The organism is Halomonas sp. DP8Y7-3 (assembly GCF_019801675.1).
GTDB classification, from domain to species: domain Bacteria; phylum Pseudomonadota; class Gammaproteobacteria; order Pseudomonadales; family Halomonadaceae; genus Halomonas; species Halomonas litopenaei_A.
Genome location: NZ_JAHVIO010000004.1, coordinates 491,866 through 507,281, shown reverse-complemented (window position 1 = coordinate 507,281; position 15,416 = coordinate 491,866). Strand labels below are relative to the sequence as shown.

The window sequence follows — 15,416 nt, the reverse complement described above, 5'->3', positions numbered from 1 at the left end:
CGATCAGGCGTTGATACGAGACGGTGTATCGAGAAGCTGCTGATCCGCCGTGATCGCTTCCAGCAAGGTGTCAGGGGTAATCTGCTTGAGGCAGTTGGTGTGGCCCAACGGACACTGACGTTCGAAGCAGGGCGAGCAGGACAGTGCCAGGTAGTGAATCCGCGCATTGCTGGTCAGAGGCGGCGTGTACGCGGGTGACGAGGATCCATAGATGGCCTGGATGCGAGTCCCTACCGCCGCGGCCACATGCATCAGCCCGGAGTCGTTGGTCACGACCTGACGACAGTCGCCCAGCAGGTCGACAGCATCTTCCAGGCGCGTCGCACCACACAGGTTGTGGGCGTGCTCGAGGCCGCTGACAATCTCTTCTCCTGCGGCGCGATCCTTGGGCCCACCCAGCACCCTGACCTCAAAGCCTTGCGTGATCAGTTCAGCGGCTAGCCGATGAAAGTAGGCCAGGGGCCACTGCTTGGCGGGGCCGTACTCTGCACCAGGCATCATGCCGATGGCCGGCCGCACGCCAAGGCCGTGTTCACGATGCAGGCGGGCCAGGTTGTCGGCATCCTGCCGCAATAACGGCCTGGGTATCTCAAAGTCACCCGCCGTGGCAGTGGCCGCCGGCAGGCCCAGCGAGACAAAACGCTTGACGGTCTGGTCGAGAACGCGACGATTCAAGGTCCTGCGCTCGGTCAAAAGCCCGTAGCGATGTTCACCGGTGAACCCCACCCGCCGTGGCACCCGGGCCAGAAACGGCACCAGCGCTGACTTCCACGAGCGGGGCAACACCAGGGCCAGGTCGAAGCGGCCTTTCAGCGACTGTGCCAGACGATGGCGCGGCGCAAGGCCAAAGACGCCATGACCGACGCCCAGCTCCACCACTTCGTCAATCTCATCCATGCGCTCGAGGATGGGCCGGGACCAGGACGGCGCCACCACCGCCAGGCTGGCAGCCCCCTGCTGCTTGAGCGTCATGAACAGGCTCTGGGCCATGACCATATCGCCCACCCAGCTCGGACCAACGACCAACAGACGCTGACCGGACAGGCGCGTCCCTGCCCGGTGCGGTGGAGCAGCGTGGGCTGCATCAGCCATTCAGCCACTCCAGATAGCGTGTCACGCCTTGTGCCACCGTATGGAACTCCTTGTCATAGCCGACCTCGCGCAGACGAGAAATATCGGCGCGGGTGTAGCTCTGATAGCGTCCCTTGAGTTCATCCGGAAAGTCGATGTACTCGATCTTGCCCTTGCCGTAGAAGTCGATCACCGTCTCGCCGATGGCCTTGAATGGCTCCGCCCGGCCACTGCCGAGGTTGAAGATGCCAGACACCTCGGGGTTGTCCAGGAACCACAGGTTGACGTCGACCACATCCCCGACGTAGACGAAGTCGCGGCTCTGCATGCCCGCTTCATAGCCGTCCCATGCGCCAAACAAGCGCAGGTCTTCACCGGCGCTGATCTGGGTGTGGTGATGGTACGCCACGCTGGACATCTTGCCCTTGTGCTGTTCGCGCGGGCCGTAGACGTTGAAGTAGCGGAAGCCGACTACCTGGGTCGTGAGGGTGTCCTGACGCGAGCGTACGTACTGGTCGAACAGCAGCTTGGAGTAGCCGTAGACGTTGAGCGGTTTTTCGTGTTCCGGCGACTCCACGAACACCTCGCTTCCACCGTAGGTGGCCGCCGAGGACGCGTAGAGGAACGGAATGCCTTCCTGCTCGCAGAAATGCAGCAGCTCCTTGGAGTAGGTGAAGTTATTTTCCAGCATGAAGCGGCCATCCCACTCGGTGGTATCCGAGCAGGCGCCCTCATGGAAGATCGCCTCGATGGGCGGCAGCTGATTCAGCTCTCCGCGCATGTGGGCCTGCACCCTGGCGAGAAACTCGTCCTTATCCATGTAGTCGCCCAGCGTCAGGTCCGCCAGGTTGACGAACTTGGTGCCATCCCTCAGGTCATCGACCACCAGGATGTCTGTGCGTCCACGGTCATTGAATGCCTTGACCAGATTTGAGCCGATGAAGCCGGCTCCGCCTGTCACTACGATCATGGGGAAACCTCTGTTGGCGCTGTGCCTATAACCGAATTGCCTGTGATTGTATACTTGACGGCTCGTGAATTCATGGCCAACGGTGCTTCCCAATGACACAGTCGACGCCAGACGTGGCAACCTTCCAGGGCCTGATCCTTGCCCTGCAACAGTACTGGGCCGAACAGGGCTGCGTGATCATGCAGCCACTGGACATGGAAGTCGGTGCGGGCACCTTTCACCCGGCGACCTTCCTGCGCTCCATCGGACCCGAAACCTGGAACTCCGCGTACGTTCAACCGTCACGCCGACCCACCGATGGCCGCTACGGCGAAAACCCCAATCGCCTGCAGCACTACTACCAGTTTCAGGTGGTCATGAAGCCGTCCCCGGCCAATCTTCAGGAACTCTACCTGGGTTCGCTGGAGCGACTTGGCATCGACCCCCTGGTGCATGACATTCGCTTCGTCGAAGACAACTGGGAGTCCCCCACCCTGGGTGCCTGGGGCCTCGGCTGGGAAGTCTGGCTCAATGGCATGGAAGTGACCCAGTTCACCTACTTCCAACAGGCAGGTGGCATCGAGTGCTTCCCGGTTACCGGTGAGCTGACCTACGGTCTCGAACGTATCGCCATGTACCTGCAGGACGTGGACAGCGTCTACGACCTGGTATGGGCCATTGCCCCGGACGGCACACGCGTCAGCTATGGTGACGTCTATCTGCAGAACGAGCGCGAGCAGTCGACCTACAATTTCGAGCACGCCGACGTACCCGCCCTGTTCGGCAACTTCGACCATCAGGAAAGCGAGTGCCAGAAGCTGCTGGCAGCCAACCTTCCGCTGCCGGCCTACGAGCAAGTGCTGAAGGCCTCTCATACCTTCAACCTGCTCGACGCCCGTCACGCCATCTCGGTCACCGAACGCCAGCGCTATATCCTGCGCGTGCGCACCATGGCCCGTGACGTGGCCCACGCTTACTACGCCTCACGCAAGGCAGCCGGCTTCCCGCTGGCGCCGGAAGCACTACGGCGTGAACTTCTCGACGACGAACCCCTTGCCGCCCAGGGAGACGCATAAGCATGGCTGCCCATACCCTCCTGGTTGAACTCGGTGTGGAAGAACTTCCGCCCGGAGCCATCGACACCCTTTCCGATGCCTTCGCCGAAGGCATCCGCCGCGGCCTGGTCGATGCCGACGTCGACTTTCAGGCGATCGCCGCCTACGCCTCACCACGACGGCTGGCCGTGACGGTGGAAGCCCTGGCCGACAAGCAGCCCGACCGTGAGATCGAGAAGCGCGGCCCCGCTCTCGCTGCAGCGTTCAAGGACGGTGAGCCGACCAAGGCTGCTCAGGGCTTCGCACGTTCCTGTGGGGTCGAGGTGGACCAGCTGATTCATCTTGAAACCGACAAGGGCACCTGGCTCGGCTTTCGTGAACAGCAGCAGGGGGAAAGCACGGTTGCCCTGCTGCCCGCCATCATCGACAAGGCCGTGTCGGCGTTGCCGGTTCCCAAGAACATGCGCTGGGGCGCTTCTCGCGTAGAATTTTCCCGCCCGGTGCACTGGCTGGTGGCGCTGTACGGTGACGAGGTCGTACCGGCTACCGTACTTGGACTTGAGGCAGGTCGCGACACTCGTGGACACCGTTTTCATGCCCCGGAAGCCATCAGCCTGGGGCATGCTGACGACTATCTGAAGGCGCTCGAGGATGCCTGGGTGCTCGCCGATCGGACCCGGCGCCGCGAACGCATCCGCGAACAGGTACTGGCCGAAGCCGAGTTGCTCGAAGCCACCGCGGTGATCGACGAAGACCTGCTCGTGGAAGTCAGTGGCCTGGTGGAATGGCCAGTGGCGCTGACCGGCAGCTTCGATGAGCGCTTCCTCGACGTCCCTGCCGAATGCCTGATTTCCTCCATGAAGGCCAACCAGAAGTACTTCCACCTGCTTGATGAGGAAGGCAAGCTGAAGCCCGCCTTCATCACGGTGTCCAACATTGACAGCCGCGAGCCGGACAAGGTCATCGCGGGCAACGAGAAGGTCATCCGTCCGCGCCTGGCGGATGCCGCCTTCTTCTACGACACCGATCGCAAGCAGCCCCTGGCCAACCGGATCGACGGCCTGGCCAACGTGGTCTTCCAGAAGCAGCTGGGCACCCTGGCCGACAAGGCCGCCCGCAGCGCCGAGGTCGCCGCTCACATTGCCGGCCAGATTGGCGGCGATGCCTCACGTGCACGCCGAGCCACCACCCTTGCCAAGTGTGACCTGGTCACCGAGATGGTCCTCGAGTTTCCGGAGCTCCAGGGCATCATGGGCCGCTACTATGCGCAGAATGATGGGGAAGACCCGGAGGTCGCCCAGGCGCTTGAGGAGCAGTACCTGCCCCGCTTCGCATCGGATGCCATTCCTGCCACTCTGACCGGCAAGGCGCTGGCGATCGCTGATCGACTGGATACCATCACCGGTATCTTTGGCATTGGGCAGCGTCCCAGTGGCACCAAAGATCCTTTCGCGCTTCGCCGTGCCTCCATCGGCGTGCTGAACATCATGGTCAAGGGCGAGCTCAATCTTGATCTACGCGAGCTGCTGGAACTGGCGGTGGCACAGCACGCTTCGTTGCCCAAGGCCGAGGGTCTGGTAGAGGACGTGCTGGGCTATATGCTCGACCGCTTCCGTGCCTGGGCCCAGGACGAAGGCATTGGTGCTGAAGTGTACCTGGCCGTGCGTGCCCGCCCGGTGACTCGTCCCCTGGACTTTGCCCGCCGTCTGCGCGCCGTGGCGCATTTTGCCGGCCGTGACGAGGCCGCGGCACTGGCCGCAGCCAACAAGCGCGTCAGCAATATCCTGAGCAAGCAGCAGCACGATGGTAGCGTGTCAGTGGACGAGAGCCTTCTCAGTGAAGACGCAGAGAAGGCACTGCAGCGTGCTGTCAGTACCTGTGATAGTGAAGTCACCCCGCTGTTTCAGCAGGCGCGCTACAGCGATGCCCTTGATGTGCTGGCAAGCCTAAGAGCCCCGGTGGATGCCTTCTTTGATCAGGTGATGGTCATGGCCGACGACGAAGCCGTTCGCGCCAATCGCCTGGCTCTGCTTGCGAGCCTGCAGGCGCTGTTCCTGGAAGTTGCCGACATCGCGGAGCTTCAGCAGTAACAGGACGTTGTTCTCGACAGGTAGTTTCGGTACAGGCCGACCCAACATGGGTCGGCCTTTTTCATGTCCTTCGCCAGCGGGAAGGAAGGTACCGCTCAGGGGCTGAATACAGGACATAAGGGCTGACAATGTTTCACGTGAAACATCGCCTTTTCGCCAGAGGTGGTTCCTCCTGGGCAGAGCTGACCGCCAACTCTGACGGAACGTCAGGACACCGTCCATGAGGCCAGCTCTTCATCGACGATCACCACGTGCTTGCCCAGCGCCTCCTGAGGGCCGGCACCATCACGCCATTCGGGTTCTCGAAACACCTCCGACCAGCGGTTCGGAGGTGTGCGTCTTGCGATTCTCGGACGCAAGTGATGGCGCTGCATGTGATCCAGTAGGCGCTCGAAATCCAACCGGCTACCCACACTGATGCCTTCAAACTGGAGCAGCTTTCGGATAGCAGGACCAATAACGTCACCGCGAACGTTGCTGCCCTCAAGGAAACCCAGCAAGGCAACGCGGCCATTGGTCGCCATCGATGGCAAGATAATATCTACCAGAAACTGGCCGCCCACCGTATCCAACGCGACGTCCACACCCTGGCCATCCGAGGCTGACAGGATACTCTCCACCAGATCGTCGCTGTCCTGGTGACGATGGATCACAGCAGCCGCTCCCATGGCCATAAGTTGAGGGGAAAGCTCCGGCCTCGACGTAACGACCAACGCTCGCGCCCCGGCGGACGCGGCAAGTTCAAGCGCCTGCAGTGAGACATTGCCAGTTCCGGGCAACAGTACATGCTGCCCTTCCAGCCCAACGAGCCCTCGTAACGCTCTCCAAGCAGTGACGCCAGAGATGGCCAGTGCCGCCGCCTCCTCCAGGCGCCACCCCACCGGTACGCGCAGCAGCGCGCGACGCGGCATCACCACTTCCTCCGCCAGCCAACCGTCACTTGGCCCACCCACCTTGGAGTCGTGAAAAGCGGGACGGAAGGGCCCTGACCGCCAGTCGACGACATAGTGACCAAGCACGGCATCGCCATCCTTCAAGTCATCGACCTCGGCTCCGGTCTCGATCACGACGCCCGCCCCTTCTGACAGAGGAATATAGGGTCGGCGCATATTTGGCAGGTAGTTCCCTGCCTGAAGCGCCACATCACGAAAGTTGACCCCTGCCGCAGCGACTCGAATTCGCACCTCATCCGGCCTCAGTACTGGACGAGCGTCATATTGCGCCTTTACCCCCTCGGGCCCCGTGTGTACTGAGCGAAGTGCTTTGACGGAAACTCCCGCTCCCCCACCCTCTGTCATGGTCATCGCCTTACTCCCCTCATTCCTGGAAGCGTTAAGCATCAGGGACAACATTGACCAGCACCATCGAAGCATCCGCAAACGGGTGTTGCGCTACACTCAAGAATCAGAGAATACCTCGTCGGTCGACGAAGGCCCCCTGTCCCAGGAAGACTCCGATGCCGTCTCACCATGACACCCAACTGTCCGGCCTTATCGCACTTCTCGAGGTGGCACGGCATGGCTCGCTCAGAGCTGCAGGAGAGCACCTCAACCTCACCAGTGGAGCGATCAGTCGTCGACTAGATGCCTTGGAAGATCGCCTTGGTGTCCCGCTGCTGCTGAGGACAACTCGGCGCGTGACCCTGACCGACGCGGGCCATGCCTACCTGGAGCAGGCGGTACCGGCCCTCGGCATACTGGAAAACGCCGAACAGTCCCTCAAGGGCCAGCAAGATCATCCTGCGGGAACGCTGAGAGTCTCACTCCCCGTCAACTTCGGTCGCCTGCACATTGCGCCGATCCTTCCCGACTTTCTCATCAGATACCCGGATATCCGTCTGGAAGCAGACTTCGATGATCGTTTTGTCGATATTCTGGAATCAGGTCATGACCTGGCCGTTCGGGTTGGATCTCTCGAGGATTCAAGACTCGTCGCCTTCCCCCTCGCCTCTGACGAACGGCTTCTGGTGGCATCGCCCCATTACCTGCAGCGCTATCGAACGCCCTTGCATCCGCTTGATCTGCTCGAGCACAACTGCCTTCACTACACGCGGTTCCAGGGCATTCAGCGATGGCGCATGCGTAGGGGGGAGGACGTCCACAGCCTCCCTATACGAGGAAGCTTCCGTTCCAACTATGGACATGCACTCGTTATCGCTGCCGAAGCTGGCCTCGGTATCCTGCACACGTCCAGAGCGATCGTTCAGAACCAGATAGAACAGGGACGCCTGACGAGGGTTCTTGCTGACTGGTCGCTACCGGATATCAGCGTGCATGCTCTCACGCCAAATCGTCATCCTCCCCTCCGTGCCCGCCTGTTCATTGAGTTCTTGCGCACGGCGCTGAATCACTCAACGTATCGTCCCCTGCAGCATGACAGCTAGTGAGAAGCCACCCGACGACAACGGCATTGCGGTGATTGTTTCACGTGAAACATCGCTCTACACTGCTGTGATCCTGCTCAGCACTCGCCATCCACACACTACTTCCAGCAGACGCCGATATGCCCCAGGGACTCGTCATTCTCGATCGTGACGGAGTGATCAACCGTGACTCCGACAACTACATCAAATCACTGGATGAGTGGGTGGCTTATCCAACGGCCATTTCGGCTATCGCACGTCTGACACAGGCGGGCTGGCAAGTTGCCGTTGCTACCAACCAGTCAGGCATCGGCAGAGGATATTATGATGTCGCGACTCTCGAGCTGATGCATGCGCGGATGACCTCTCTGGTTGAAGCTCAGGGCGGCAACATTGACCATATTGCCTACTGCCCCCACGTCGACACCGACCAGTGCGACTGCCGCAAGCCACTACCGGGTCTGCTCCTGCAAATCCAGTCGGCATTAGGCTTGGAAACCCTGAGAGGGTGCTGGATGGTAGGTGATAGCCTGCGTGATCTTCAGGCGGGTGACGCGGTGGGCTGTCGCCAGGCCTTGGTTCGCACCGGTAAGGGTGAGCGGACGCTTGCTAAGCACCCGGAGCTTCAGGCAGCGACGAGTCACGTTACGGTCTATGACGACCTCGCCCACTTCGTCGACGTGTTGCTATCTGCGACCCAACACGCCGACTGAGCCACAGAATATACAAAAGAGGCCGGACAGTTTGTTCATACACTACACGGCTGCTCGGTTCTCGGCATGTGCGGTATCAGACTAGCTGGCATTCGATCATATCGATGTTTCACGTGAAACATGTCGGCGTAGAACGGATCCTGTTGTCTATCTGACGCCCCCTCCAAGCTCCTGTGAGAAACGCGCAGGAGCTTAGCGTCACCTTCGTTAATTCAATGAGTTATGAAACATCATCATGGCAAAGCCAGCGCTGCCCACGTCACCTTTTAACGTTGCCAGGTCCATCTTTTCTGGGTTTTCACGCCATCCCTTCTGTTAGCGTAAGCAGCTTGCTCCTCCCCTTGGCGGCTTGCCATCAACGCGCTCCGCTATTCTTTTCTCCTCTCCTCTTCTCTTCCCTTCCCTTCCCTTCCCTTTAAGAGGGTCCCACCGCCAAATTGGGACACAACCCACAGAAGGCTTACGCTATCTAGAAATATTATTCACAGGCGCGTTTCGAAAAAGGCATCAACAGACGTTTTACGCGCAACGTTATCCACAGCTGGAATCCAGGAAATATTATGTGTATCAATAGGCTTCCATCGCGCCTCCAGACGCTGTCCACAGGGGGATTGATCTGGGAGGCTTGATCTAGAATGTCCGGTCAGGGATTCGTCATCCGGGCTCTTCACCGCGACTCTGCAACATGCATCCCGGCAAGTTTTATCCATCGCTCACGAAAAAGCCCGACCTGAGAACAGATCGGGCTCTTCCTGGGACGATGTTTCACGTGAAACATCGAAGCTACCATGCTCCAACTGGACGATCTACACGTCCAGATTGGCCACCAGAGCATTGCGCTCGATGAAGTCACGGCGTGGCTCAACTTCATCGCCCATCAGGGTGTTGAACATCATGTCCGCCGCCACGGCATCCTCGATCGACACACGCAACATGCGGCGGGTGTTGGGATCCATCGTGGTTTCCCAAAGCTGTTCCGGGTTCATCTCCCCCAGACCCTTGTAGCGCTGAATAGAAAGGCCACGCTGGGATTCATGCATCAGCCAGTCCAGCGCCTCATAGAAGGTCTTCACGGGCTTCTTGCGCTCACCCCGTGCCACGTACGCTCCCTCTTCAAGCAGCCCTTCCAGAGTCTCACCCAGGCCTGCAATGGCCTTGTAGTCAGCGCTGGTGAAGAAGTCGAGTCCCCACACATAGTCGGTGGTTACACCGTGAGCGATCAGCGTCACGGCAGGCAGGAAGACTCCCCTTTCGTCATCTTCCTGGAGCGAGAAGGTATAACGCGGGCCACCTTCATAGGCGACCAGGTCATCCATTTCCTTCTGCAGGTGCTCGATCCAGTTCTGCATGGTAACTCTGTCACGCAGACTGTTTTCACCGTCGAGCTTGGCCGCGTGCACAATCTTGCGCAGCACCTCGCTGGGATAGACCCTGGACAGACGATCGATCCGCTTCATCACGTCACGATACTGATTCACCAGGGTTTCAAGCTGAGCGCCAGTAATGCCCGGGGCATCCTCGCTGACACACAGACGCGCACCATCCAGCGCTGTCGTGGTCAGGTAGTCAGTCATCGCCTGCTCATCCTTGAGGTAGAGCTCTTGCTTGCCGCGCTTGATCTTGTACAGCGGCGGCTGAGCAATAAAGACATGACCACGCTCGATCAGCTCGGCCATCTGCCGGAAGAAGAACGTCAACAGCAGCGTACGGATGTGCGATCCATCCACATCGGCGTCGGTCATGATGATGATCGAGTGATAACGCAGCTTATCTGGGTTGAACTCCTCACGCCCGATACCGCAGCCAAGCGCGGTGATCAGCGTACCCACCTCGGCGGAGGACAACATCTTGTCGAAACGTGCTTTCTCGACATTAAGAATCTTGCCCTTCAGCGGCAGGATGGCCTGGGTGCGTCGATCACGCCCTTGCTTGGCGCTGCCACCGGCAGAGTCACCCTCTACCAGGTAGAGTTCAGACAGGCCGGGATCCTTCTCCTGGCAGTCTGCCAACTTGCCGGGTAGGCCAGCGATATCCAACGCGCCCTTGCGGCGAGTCATATCGCGGGCCTTACGTGCAGCCTCTCGAGCCCGGGCAGCGTCAAGCATCTTGTTGACGATCGCCTTGGCCTCATTCGGCCGCTCTACCAGATATTCCGAGAATGATCTTCCAAGCTCTTGTTCCACCGCCGTTTTTACTTCGGAGGAAACCAGCTTGTCCTTTGTCTGGGAAGAGAACTTCGGGTCAGGTACCTTGACCGAGATGATCGCCGTCAAACCCTCACGGGCATCATCGCCGGAAGTGCTGACCTTCATCTTCTTCAACAAGCCTTCAGACTCGATGTAATGATTCAGTGTGCGAGTCAAAGAAGCACGGAAGCCCGCCAGGTGCGTACCACCATCCCGCTGCGGGATGTTATTGGTATAACAGAAGATATTCTCGGCAAAGGTGTCATTCCACTGCATCGCCACCTCGACCGCGACACCATCTTCCCGCTCCACATTGAAGTGGAAGACAGGATTCAGCACGGTCTTGTTCGTATTGAGGTGATCGACGAAAGCCTTGAGCCCGCCTTCGTAGTGAAACAGTTCTTCCTTGCCGCTCCGTTCATCAAGCAGGCGGATGGCGACCCCAGAGTTCAGGAAGGACAGCTCGCGCAGACGCTTGGCCAGGATATCGTAGTGGAATTCGATATTACCGAATGTCTCAGGCGACGGGCGGAAGTGGACACGAGACCCGGTCTTCTCGGTCTGTCCCACGACGCTAAGCGGAGCATCAGGCACACCGTGACGATACACCTGCTCGTGTACCTGTCCAGCGCGCCAGATGGTGAGCTTGAGCTCTTCGGACAACGCGTTGACAACAGACACGCCTACGCCGTGAAGGCCGCCGGAGACCTTATAGGAGTTGTCATCGAACTTACCGCCAGCGTGCAGGACCGTCATGATGACCTCTGCAGCGGACACGCCTTCCTCTTCGTGGATATCCGTCGGAATGCCGCGGCCGTTATCGCTCACGGTGATGGATTCATCCGGATGGATGATCACCTTGATTTCGCTACAGTGTCCGGCCAGCGCCTCGTCGATGGAGTTGTCCACCAGCTCGAACACCATGTGATGCAGGCCAGTACCATCATCGGTATCGCCGATGTACATCCCGGGCCGCTTGCGTACGGCATCCAGGCCTTTCAGTACCTTGATGCTCGATGAGTCGTAAGCTTGTTCGCTCATTGACCACTCCGTCATGAAGTCTGTCTGTCTATGGCCTGCAGCTGGCCTCGTCCATCGGCGAGATGTTTCACGTGAAACATTGCCAAGGGTGTATCGGGCTGCCACAGGTCGGCCAGCACCTCGTGATCCACGCTGGTAATAAAGGCCTGGCACCGCATCCGCTCCAGCCACTGGCAAAAGACCTTGCGATGGTCATGGTCCAGTTCGGCGGGCAGATCGTCGATCAGGTAAAGACAGGTTCTCCCCGTCAACCTTTCCAGCATCCTTCCTTGTGCAAGCTTGAGTGCGCTCACGACGAGTTTCTGCTGTCCTCGTGAAAGCACTTCTACAGCCGGACGCTTGCCGAGCCTGATGGAGAGGTCTGCTCTCTGCGGACCCTGCTGGGTAAATCCCATCTGACGATCAGTGTCCCTGGCACCTTCCAATACCTCGGACAGCGAGCGCTGACGATCCCACCCACGGGTGTAGCGCAAACGTAATTCCGGCAGGCTAATCAAGCCTTCGAGGGTTTCGTGGAAGATGGGAGAAAAGGCATCGACCCACTCATCGCGCAGTGCGTCCATCCTCTCCCCTGAAACTGCCAGCTCATGCTCCCAGACTGCCAGCGTCTGGGCGTCCATTCTACCATGCCTGAGCAGGGCATTCCGATGTTTCAAGGCCCGTCTAAAGCGCTGCCAGGCTCCCAGAAAGTCATGTTTCACGTGAAACACTCCCCAATCGAGAAACTCGCGACGCCCGGCTGGAGGACCTTCCAACAAACGGAATGCATCCGGATTGATCAACTGGAGGGGGAGCGTTTCGACAAGCTGTGACAGGCGCTCGACGCGCTCACCGCCAATACGCAAGGTAAGCTCACTCTCATGCCGGCACCGACGCAGTCCGATGGCCACCGGAGGATCTCCGGCCAGACGCCCATGCAGGACGAGCGTATCGACCTCGTGATGCAGCACCTGGGCGAGCTTGCGGGCACGGAAGGAGCGCCCCATGCCCAGCAGGTGAATCCCTTCAAGCAGGCTGGTCTTGCCACTGCCATTCCGGCCAGTGATCAAGTTGATTCCTGGCGAAGGCAAAACATCAAGGGCCTGCAGATTACGCAGGCCCTGAAACACCAAACGGTCTAACGGCATGTATCAGCCTTGAGCACGGCACATGACATCAAAGGCGCATCGGCATCACGACGTAGAGCGCATCACCACCACCCGGCTCTTCCATCAATGCACTGCTGTTAGGGTCGCCCAAGGTCATCTGCACCCGGTCTTCACCGACAGCATTGAGAACATCGATCAGATAGCCGACGTTAAAGCCGATCTCCATGGCAGGTCCGCTGTACTCGATAGCAATGTTCTCTTCGGCTTCTTCCTGCTCAGGGTTGTTGGCCATCACCCTCAAGTTGCCTTCCTCAAGGTTCAGACGAACGCCACGATACTTCTCGTTGGAAAGAATCGCGGTGCGCGACAGGACCTGACGAAGCTCGGCTCGCTCGGCAATGAAGACCTTGTCACCGCCCTTCGGGACCACTCGCTCATAGTCCGGAAACTTCCCGTCTACCAGCTTGGAGGTGAAGGTAAAGTCACCGGTGTGGGCGCGAATATGGGTCGAGCCGAGGGTCAGACTGACGGGCTCTTCCGAGTCATCCAGTAGACGCACCAGCTCCAGGACGCCCTTGCGAGGCACGATCAGCTTCTGGGAAGCACTGACCTGGATGTCGGCGGGCCGAGAGCACACCGCCAGACGGTGGCCGTCGGTCGCGACGGAGCGAACCAGGTTAGGGGCGAACTCCAGCAGCAGACCATTCAAGTAATAGCGCACATCCTGCTGTGCCATGGCGAATGAGGTCGCATCGATAAGCTGCTTGAGCGTCCCCCGCGGAAGCGCCAACTCTACGCTGCTCTGGCCATCTTCGATATTCGGAAACTCAGCCACCGGAAGCGTCGACAAGGTAAATCTCGAACGCCCACTTCGCAGAACGGCACGACCATCCTCGATGGACAGCTCAAGCTCAGACTGATCCGGTAGTGACTTGCAGATATCCATCAGCTTGCGCGCCGGAACTGTGATCGCGCCGGGCTCGTCGACCTGGCTAGCGACAGTACGGCCGACCAGCTCAACCTCTAGATCGGTACCGGTCAGCGCAACTTCGTCTTGCTCGACCTGGATCAGCACATTGGAAAGCACCGGCAAGGTCTGCCGACGCTCGACCACGCCGGCGACCAGCGTCAACGGCCGCAGTAGCGCTTCGCGGGAGATGGAAAATTTCATGTCGGCTCCACTTCTTGTCCGAGAGAGTGAGACGGGGTATCAGTCAGTGACATACATACGGCGCCACAGGCGCTGCGTGTCTTGGTGGCATAGTATCGCCCAGGGTCAGACGTCATCGATACATCCATGGCCCCCGGGCAACCCCTCTGGGGTGTGATGACACAGCAGTGAATGCCGTGGGTGGCCACTCAGCCTCAGCTTGTCAGCAACCGCAGCAGGTTCTTGTAGTCTTCACGGATGTCGGCATTTTCTTCCTGCAGCGCCTGCACCTTTCGGCAAGCATGCAGCACGGTGGTGTGGTCACGGCCCCCAAAGGCATCCCCGATTTCGGGCAGGCTATGGTTCGTCAGCTCCTTGGCCAATGCCATGGCGACCTGGCGCGGGCGAGCCACTGAACGCGAACGTCGCTTCGACAGAAGGTCGGCCAGCTTGATCTTGTAATACTCAGCGACAGTGCGCTGAATATTGTCCACGCCTACCTGCTTGTCCTGGAGGGCCAGCAAATCCTTGAGCGACTCCCGAATAAAGTCCTGGGTAATCGGCTTGCCCATGAAGTGCGAGTCAGCGATGACTTTCTTCAGGGCACCTTCCAGCTCGCGCACATTCGAACGGATCTTCTGGGCAATGAAGAACGCCGCATCGTGGGGCAAGTCGACCTTTGCCTGATCCGCCTTCTTCATCAAGATCGCGACTCGCGTCTCGAGCTCGGGTGGCTCGATGGCAACCGTCAGGCCCCAGCCAAAGCGAGACTTGAGGCGTTCCTCGACCCCACTGATCTCCTTGGGATAGCGGTCAGACGTCAGAATCATCTGCTGACCGCCTTCAAGCAGCGCATTGAAGGTATGGAAAAATTCTTCCTGGGAGCGTTCCTTGCCGGCAAAGAACTGGATGTCATCGATCAACAGCGCATCGACACTACGATAGAAACGCTTGAAATCGTTGATGGCATTCAGCTGCAGCGCCTTGACCATATCGGCAACGAACCGCTCGGAATGGAGATACACCACTCTGGCGTTCTCGCGGCGCCCTGCCAGCGCGTTACCGACCGCGTGCATCAAGTGTGTCTTACCAAGACCCACCCCACCGTACAGGAACAGGGGATTGTAGGCACCGCCGGGGTTTTCCGACACCTGGCGAGACGCGGCTCGAGCCAGCTGGTTTGACTTGCCCTCGACGAAGGTCTCGAAGGTGAAGTTGGGGTTCAGGCCGCTGGAGTGCTTGAGGCTACCCTCTACCTGTACCTGACGCTCCCCTCCAGCGGAGCGCGCCACCGGGTCGTTGCCCTCGTCCCGCAGCCGATCGACTTCCCTTTCATCGCCGACATCGCCACGGGGTGGGGTATGCACCGCTGGGGCACGTGGCGCGCTGGCGGAGACCGGATCACCCAGATCCCGCGTCTGGGGAGCGGGCGACGCTGCCCGTCGGCTACCCACAGTGAGCATCACTTTGGGCGGCTTTGCCGGCGCAAGCTCCCGCATCAACTCACTGATTCGCTTTGCATACTTGTCACTGACCCAATCGCGCACAAAGCGATTGGGTGCCAGCAGCCGAAGCTGATTGGACTCCCCTTCTTCCGCCTGCAATGGGCGAATCCAGGTGTTGAACTGCTGGGAACTCAGTTCATCCTGAAGGGTTTGTAGACACTGTTGCCAGAGAGCGAGCGACACGCGAGCTACCTTGGTTGAAGAAC

General features: G+C 59.5%; 11 protein-coding genes. 4 read left to right on the top strand and 7 right to left on the bottom strand.

What is annotated here, in order from left to right; genetic code table 11:
• Nucleotides 1-3: 3 nt before the first annotated feature.
• Together waaF and rfaD are read right to left on the bottom strand one after the other, a co-directional pair.
• Nucleotides 4-1,092 (bottom strand): lipopolysaccharide heptosyltransferase II, encoded by a 1,089-nt coding sequence (gene waaF / locus KUV86_RS07465; RefSeq protein WP_222484267.1) that lies wholly within the window; start codon nt 1,090-1,092, stop codon nt 4-6.
• The gene (gene rfaD / locus KUV86_RS07460; RefSeq protein WP_206942106.1) at nt 1,085-2,041 is read right to left on the bottom strand and encodes an ADP-glyceromanno-heptose 6-epimerase; all 957 of its coding nucleotides are present in this window, start codon (nt 2,039-2,041) and stop codon (nt 1,085-1,087) included. The genes waaF and rfaD overlap by 8 nt, the downstream gene beginning before the upstream one ends.
• A 92-nt stretch (nt 2,042-2,133) precedes the next feature.
• Between rfaD and glyQ the strand changes: the two genes are divergently transcribed.
• A complete protein-coding gene (gene glyQ / locus KUV86_RS07455; RefSeq protein ID WP_206942105.1) occupies nt 2,134-3,096 on the top strand; it encodes a glycine--tRNA ligase subunit alpha in 963 nt (320 codons plus the stop codon).
• Between the two features lie 2 nt (nt 3,097-3,098).
• Nucleotides 3,099-5,165: a glycine--tRNA ligase subunit beta gene (gene glyS / locus KUV86_RS07450; RefSeq protein ID WP_222484266.1), complete on the top strand. Its 2,067-nt coding sequence runs from the start codon at nt 3,099-3,101 to the stop codon at nt 5,163-5,165.
• A 206-nt stretch (nt 5,166-5,371) separates the two neighbouring features.
• On the opposite strand, the gene KUV86_RS07445 is transcribed toward glyS, so the two are convergent.
• Nucleotides 5,372-6,463: an alcohol dehydrogenase catalytic domain-containing protein gene (locus tag KUV86_RS07445; protein ID WP_261397586.1), complete on the bottom strand. Its 1,092-nt coding sequence runs from the start codon at nt 6,461-6,463 to the stop codon at nt 5,372-5,374.
• 158 nt (nt 6,464-6,621) lie between these two features.
• Here KUV86_RS07445 and KUV86_RS07440 point away from each other — a divergent pair, with 158 nt between their 5' ends.
• Complete coding sequence (locus KUV86_RS07440; protein ID WP_222484264.1) at nt 6,622-7,548, top strand: LysR family transcriptional regulator; 927 nt, start codon at nt 6,622-6,624, stop codon at nt 7,546-7,548.
• 119 nt (nt 7,549-7,667) lie between these two features.
• Nucleotides 7,668-8,240, top strand: a complete 573-nt coding sequence (gene gmhB / locus KUV86_RS07435; protein ID WP_222484263.1) for a D-glycero-beta-D-manno-heptose 1,7-bisphosphate 7-phosphatase — start codon at nt 7,668-7,670, stop codon at nt 8,238-8,240.
• An 806-nt stretch (nt 8,241-9,046) separates the two neighbouring features.
• Here gmhB and gyrB read toward each other — a convergent pair.
• The 4 genes from gyrB to dnaA form a co-directional block, all read right to left on the bottom strand.
• Nucleotides 9,047-11,467, bottom strand: coding sequence for a DNA topoisomerase (ATP-hydrolyzing) subunit B (gene gyrB, locus KUV86_RS07430; protein WP_206942100.1), 2,421 nt, complete (start codon nt 11,465-11,467; stop codon nt 9,047-9,049).
• A gap of 11 nt (nt 11,468-11,478) precedes the next feature.
• The gene (gene recF / locus KUV86_RS07425) at nt 11,479-12,594 is read right to left on the bottom strand and encodes a DNA replication/repair protein RecF (RefSeq protein WP_222162268.1); all 1,116 of its coding nucleotides are present in this window, start codon (nt 12,592-12,594) and stop codon (nt 11,479-11,481) included.
• Nucleotides 12,595-12,622: 28 nt separating this feature from the next.
• Nucleotides 12,623-13,726 carry a DNA polymerase III subunit beta gene (gene dnaN, locus KUV86_RS07420; RefSeq protein WP_206942097.1) on the bottom strand — a complete coding sequence of 368 codons (1,104 nt, stop codon included), beginning with the start codon at nt 13,724-13,726 and terminating at the stop codon, nt 12,623-12,625.
• Nucleotides 13,727-13,920: 194 nt separating this feature from the next.
• On the bottom strand, nt 13,921-15,393 hold the full coding sequence (gene dnaA, locus KUV86_RS07415) for a chromosomal replication initiator protein DnaA (protein ID WP_222484262.1): 1,473 nt from the start codon (nt 15,391-15,393) through the stop codon (nt 13,921-13,923).
• Between the last annotated feature and the right edge of the window lie 23 nt (nt 15,394-15,416).

Coding starts and splice junctions, on each gene's coding strand:
- waaF (WP_222484267.1), bottom strand. CDS start 1,092: ATGGCTGATGCAGCCCACGCTGCTCCACCGCACCGGGCAGGGACGCGC.
- rfaD (WP_206942106.1), bottom strand. CDS start 2,041: ATGATCGTAGTGACAGGCGGAGCCGGCTTCATCGGCTCAAATCTGGTC.
- glyQ (WP_206942105.1), top strand. CDS start 2,134: ATGACACAGTCGACGCCAGACGTGGCAACCTTCCAGGGCCTGATCCTT.
- glyS (WP_222484266.1), top strand. CDS start 3,099: ATGGCTGCCCATACCCTCCTGGTTGAACTCGGTGTGGAAGAACTTCCG.
- KUV86_RS07445 (WP_261397586.1), bottom strand. CDS start 6,463: ATGACAGAGGGTGGGGGAGCGGGAGTTTCCGTCAAAGCACTTCGCTCA.
- KUV86_RS07440 (WP_222484264.1), top strand. CDS start 6,622: ATGCCGTCTCACCATGACACCCAACTGTCCGGCCTTATCGCACTTCTC.
- gmhB (WP_222484263.1), top strand. CDS start 7,668: ATGCCCCAGGGACTCGTCATTCTCGATCGTGACGGAGTGATCAACCGT.
- gyrB (WP_206942100.1), bottom strand. CDS start 11,467: ATGAGCGAACAAGCTTACGACTCATCGAGCATCAAGGTACTGAAAGGC.
- recF (WP_222162268.1), bottom strand. CDS start 12,594: ATGCCGTTAGACCGTTTGGTGTTTCAGGGCCTGCGTAATCTGCAGGCC.
- dnaN (WP_206942097.1), bottom strand. CDS start 13,726: ATGAAATTTTCCATCTCCCGCGAAGCGCTACTGCGGCCGTTGACGCTG.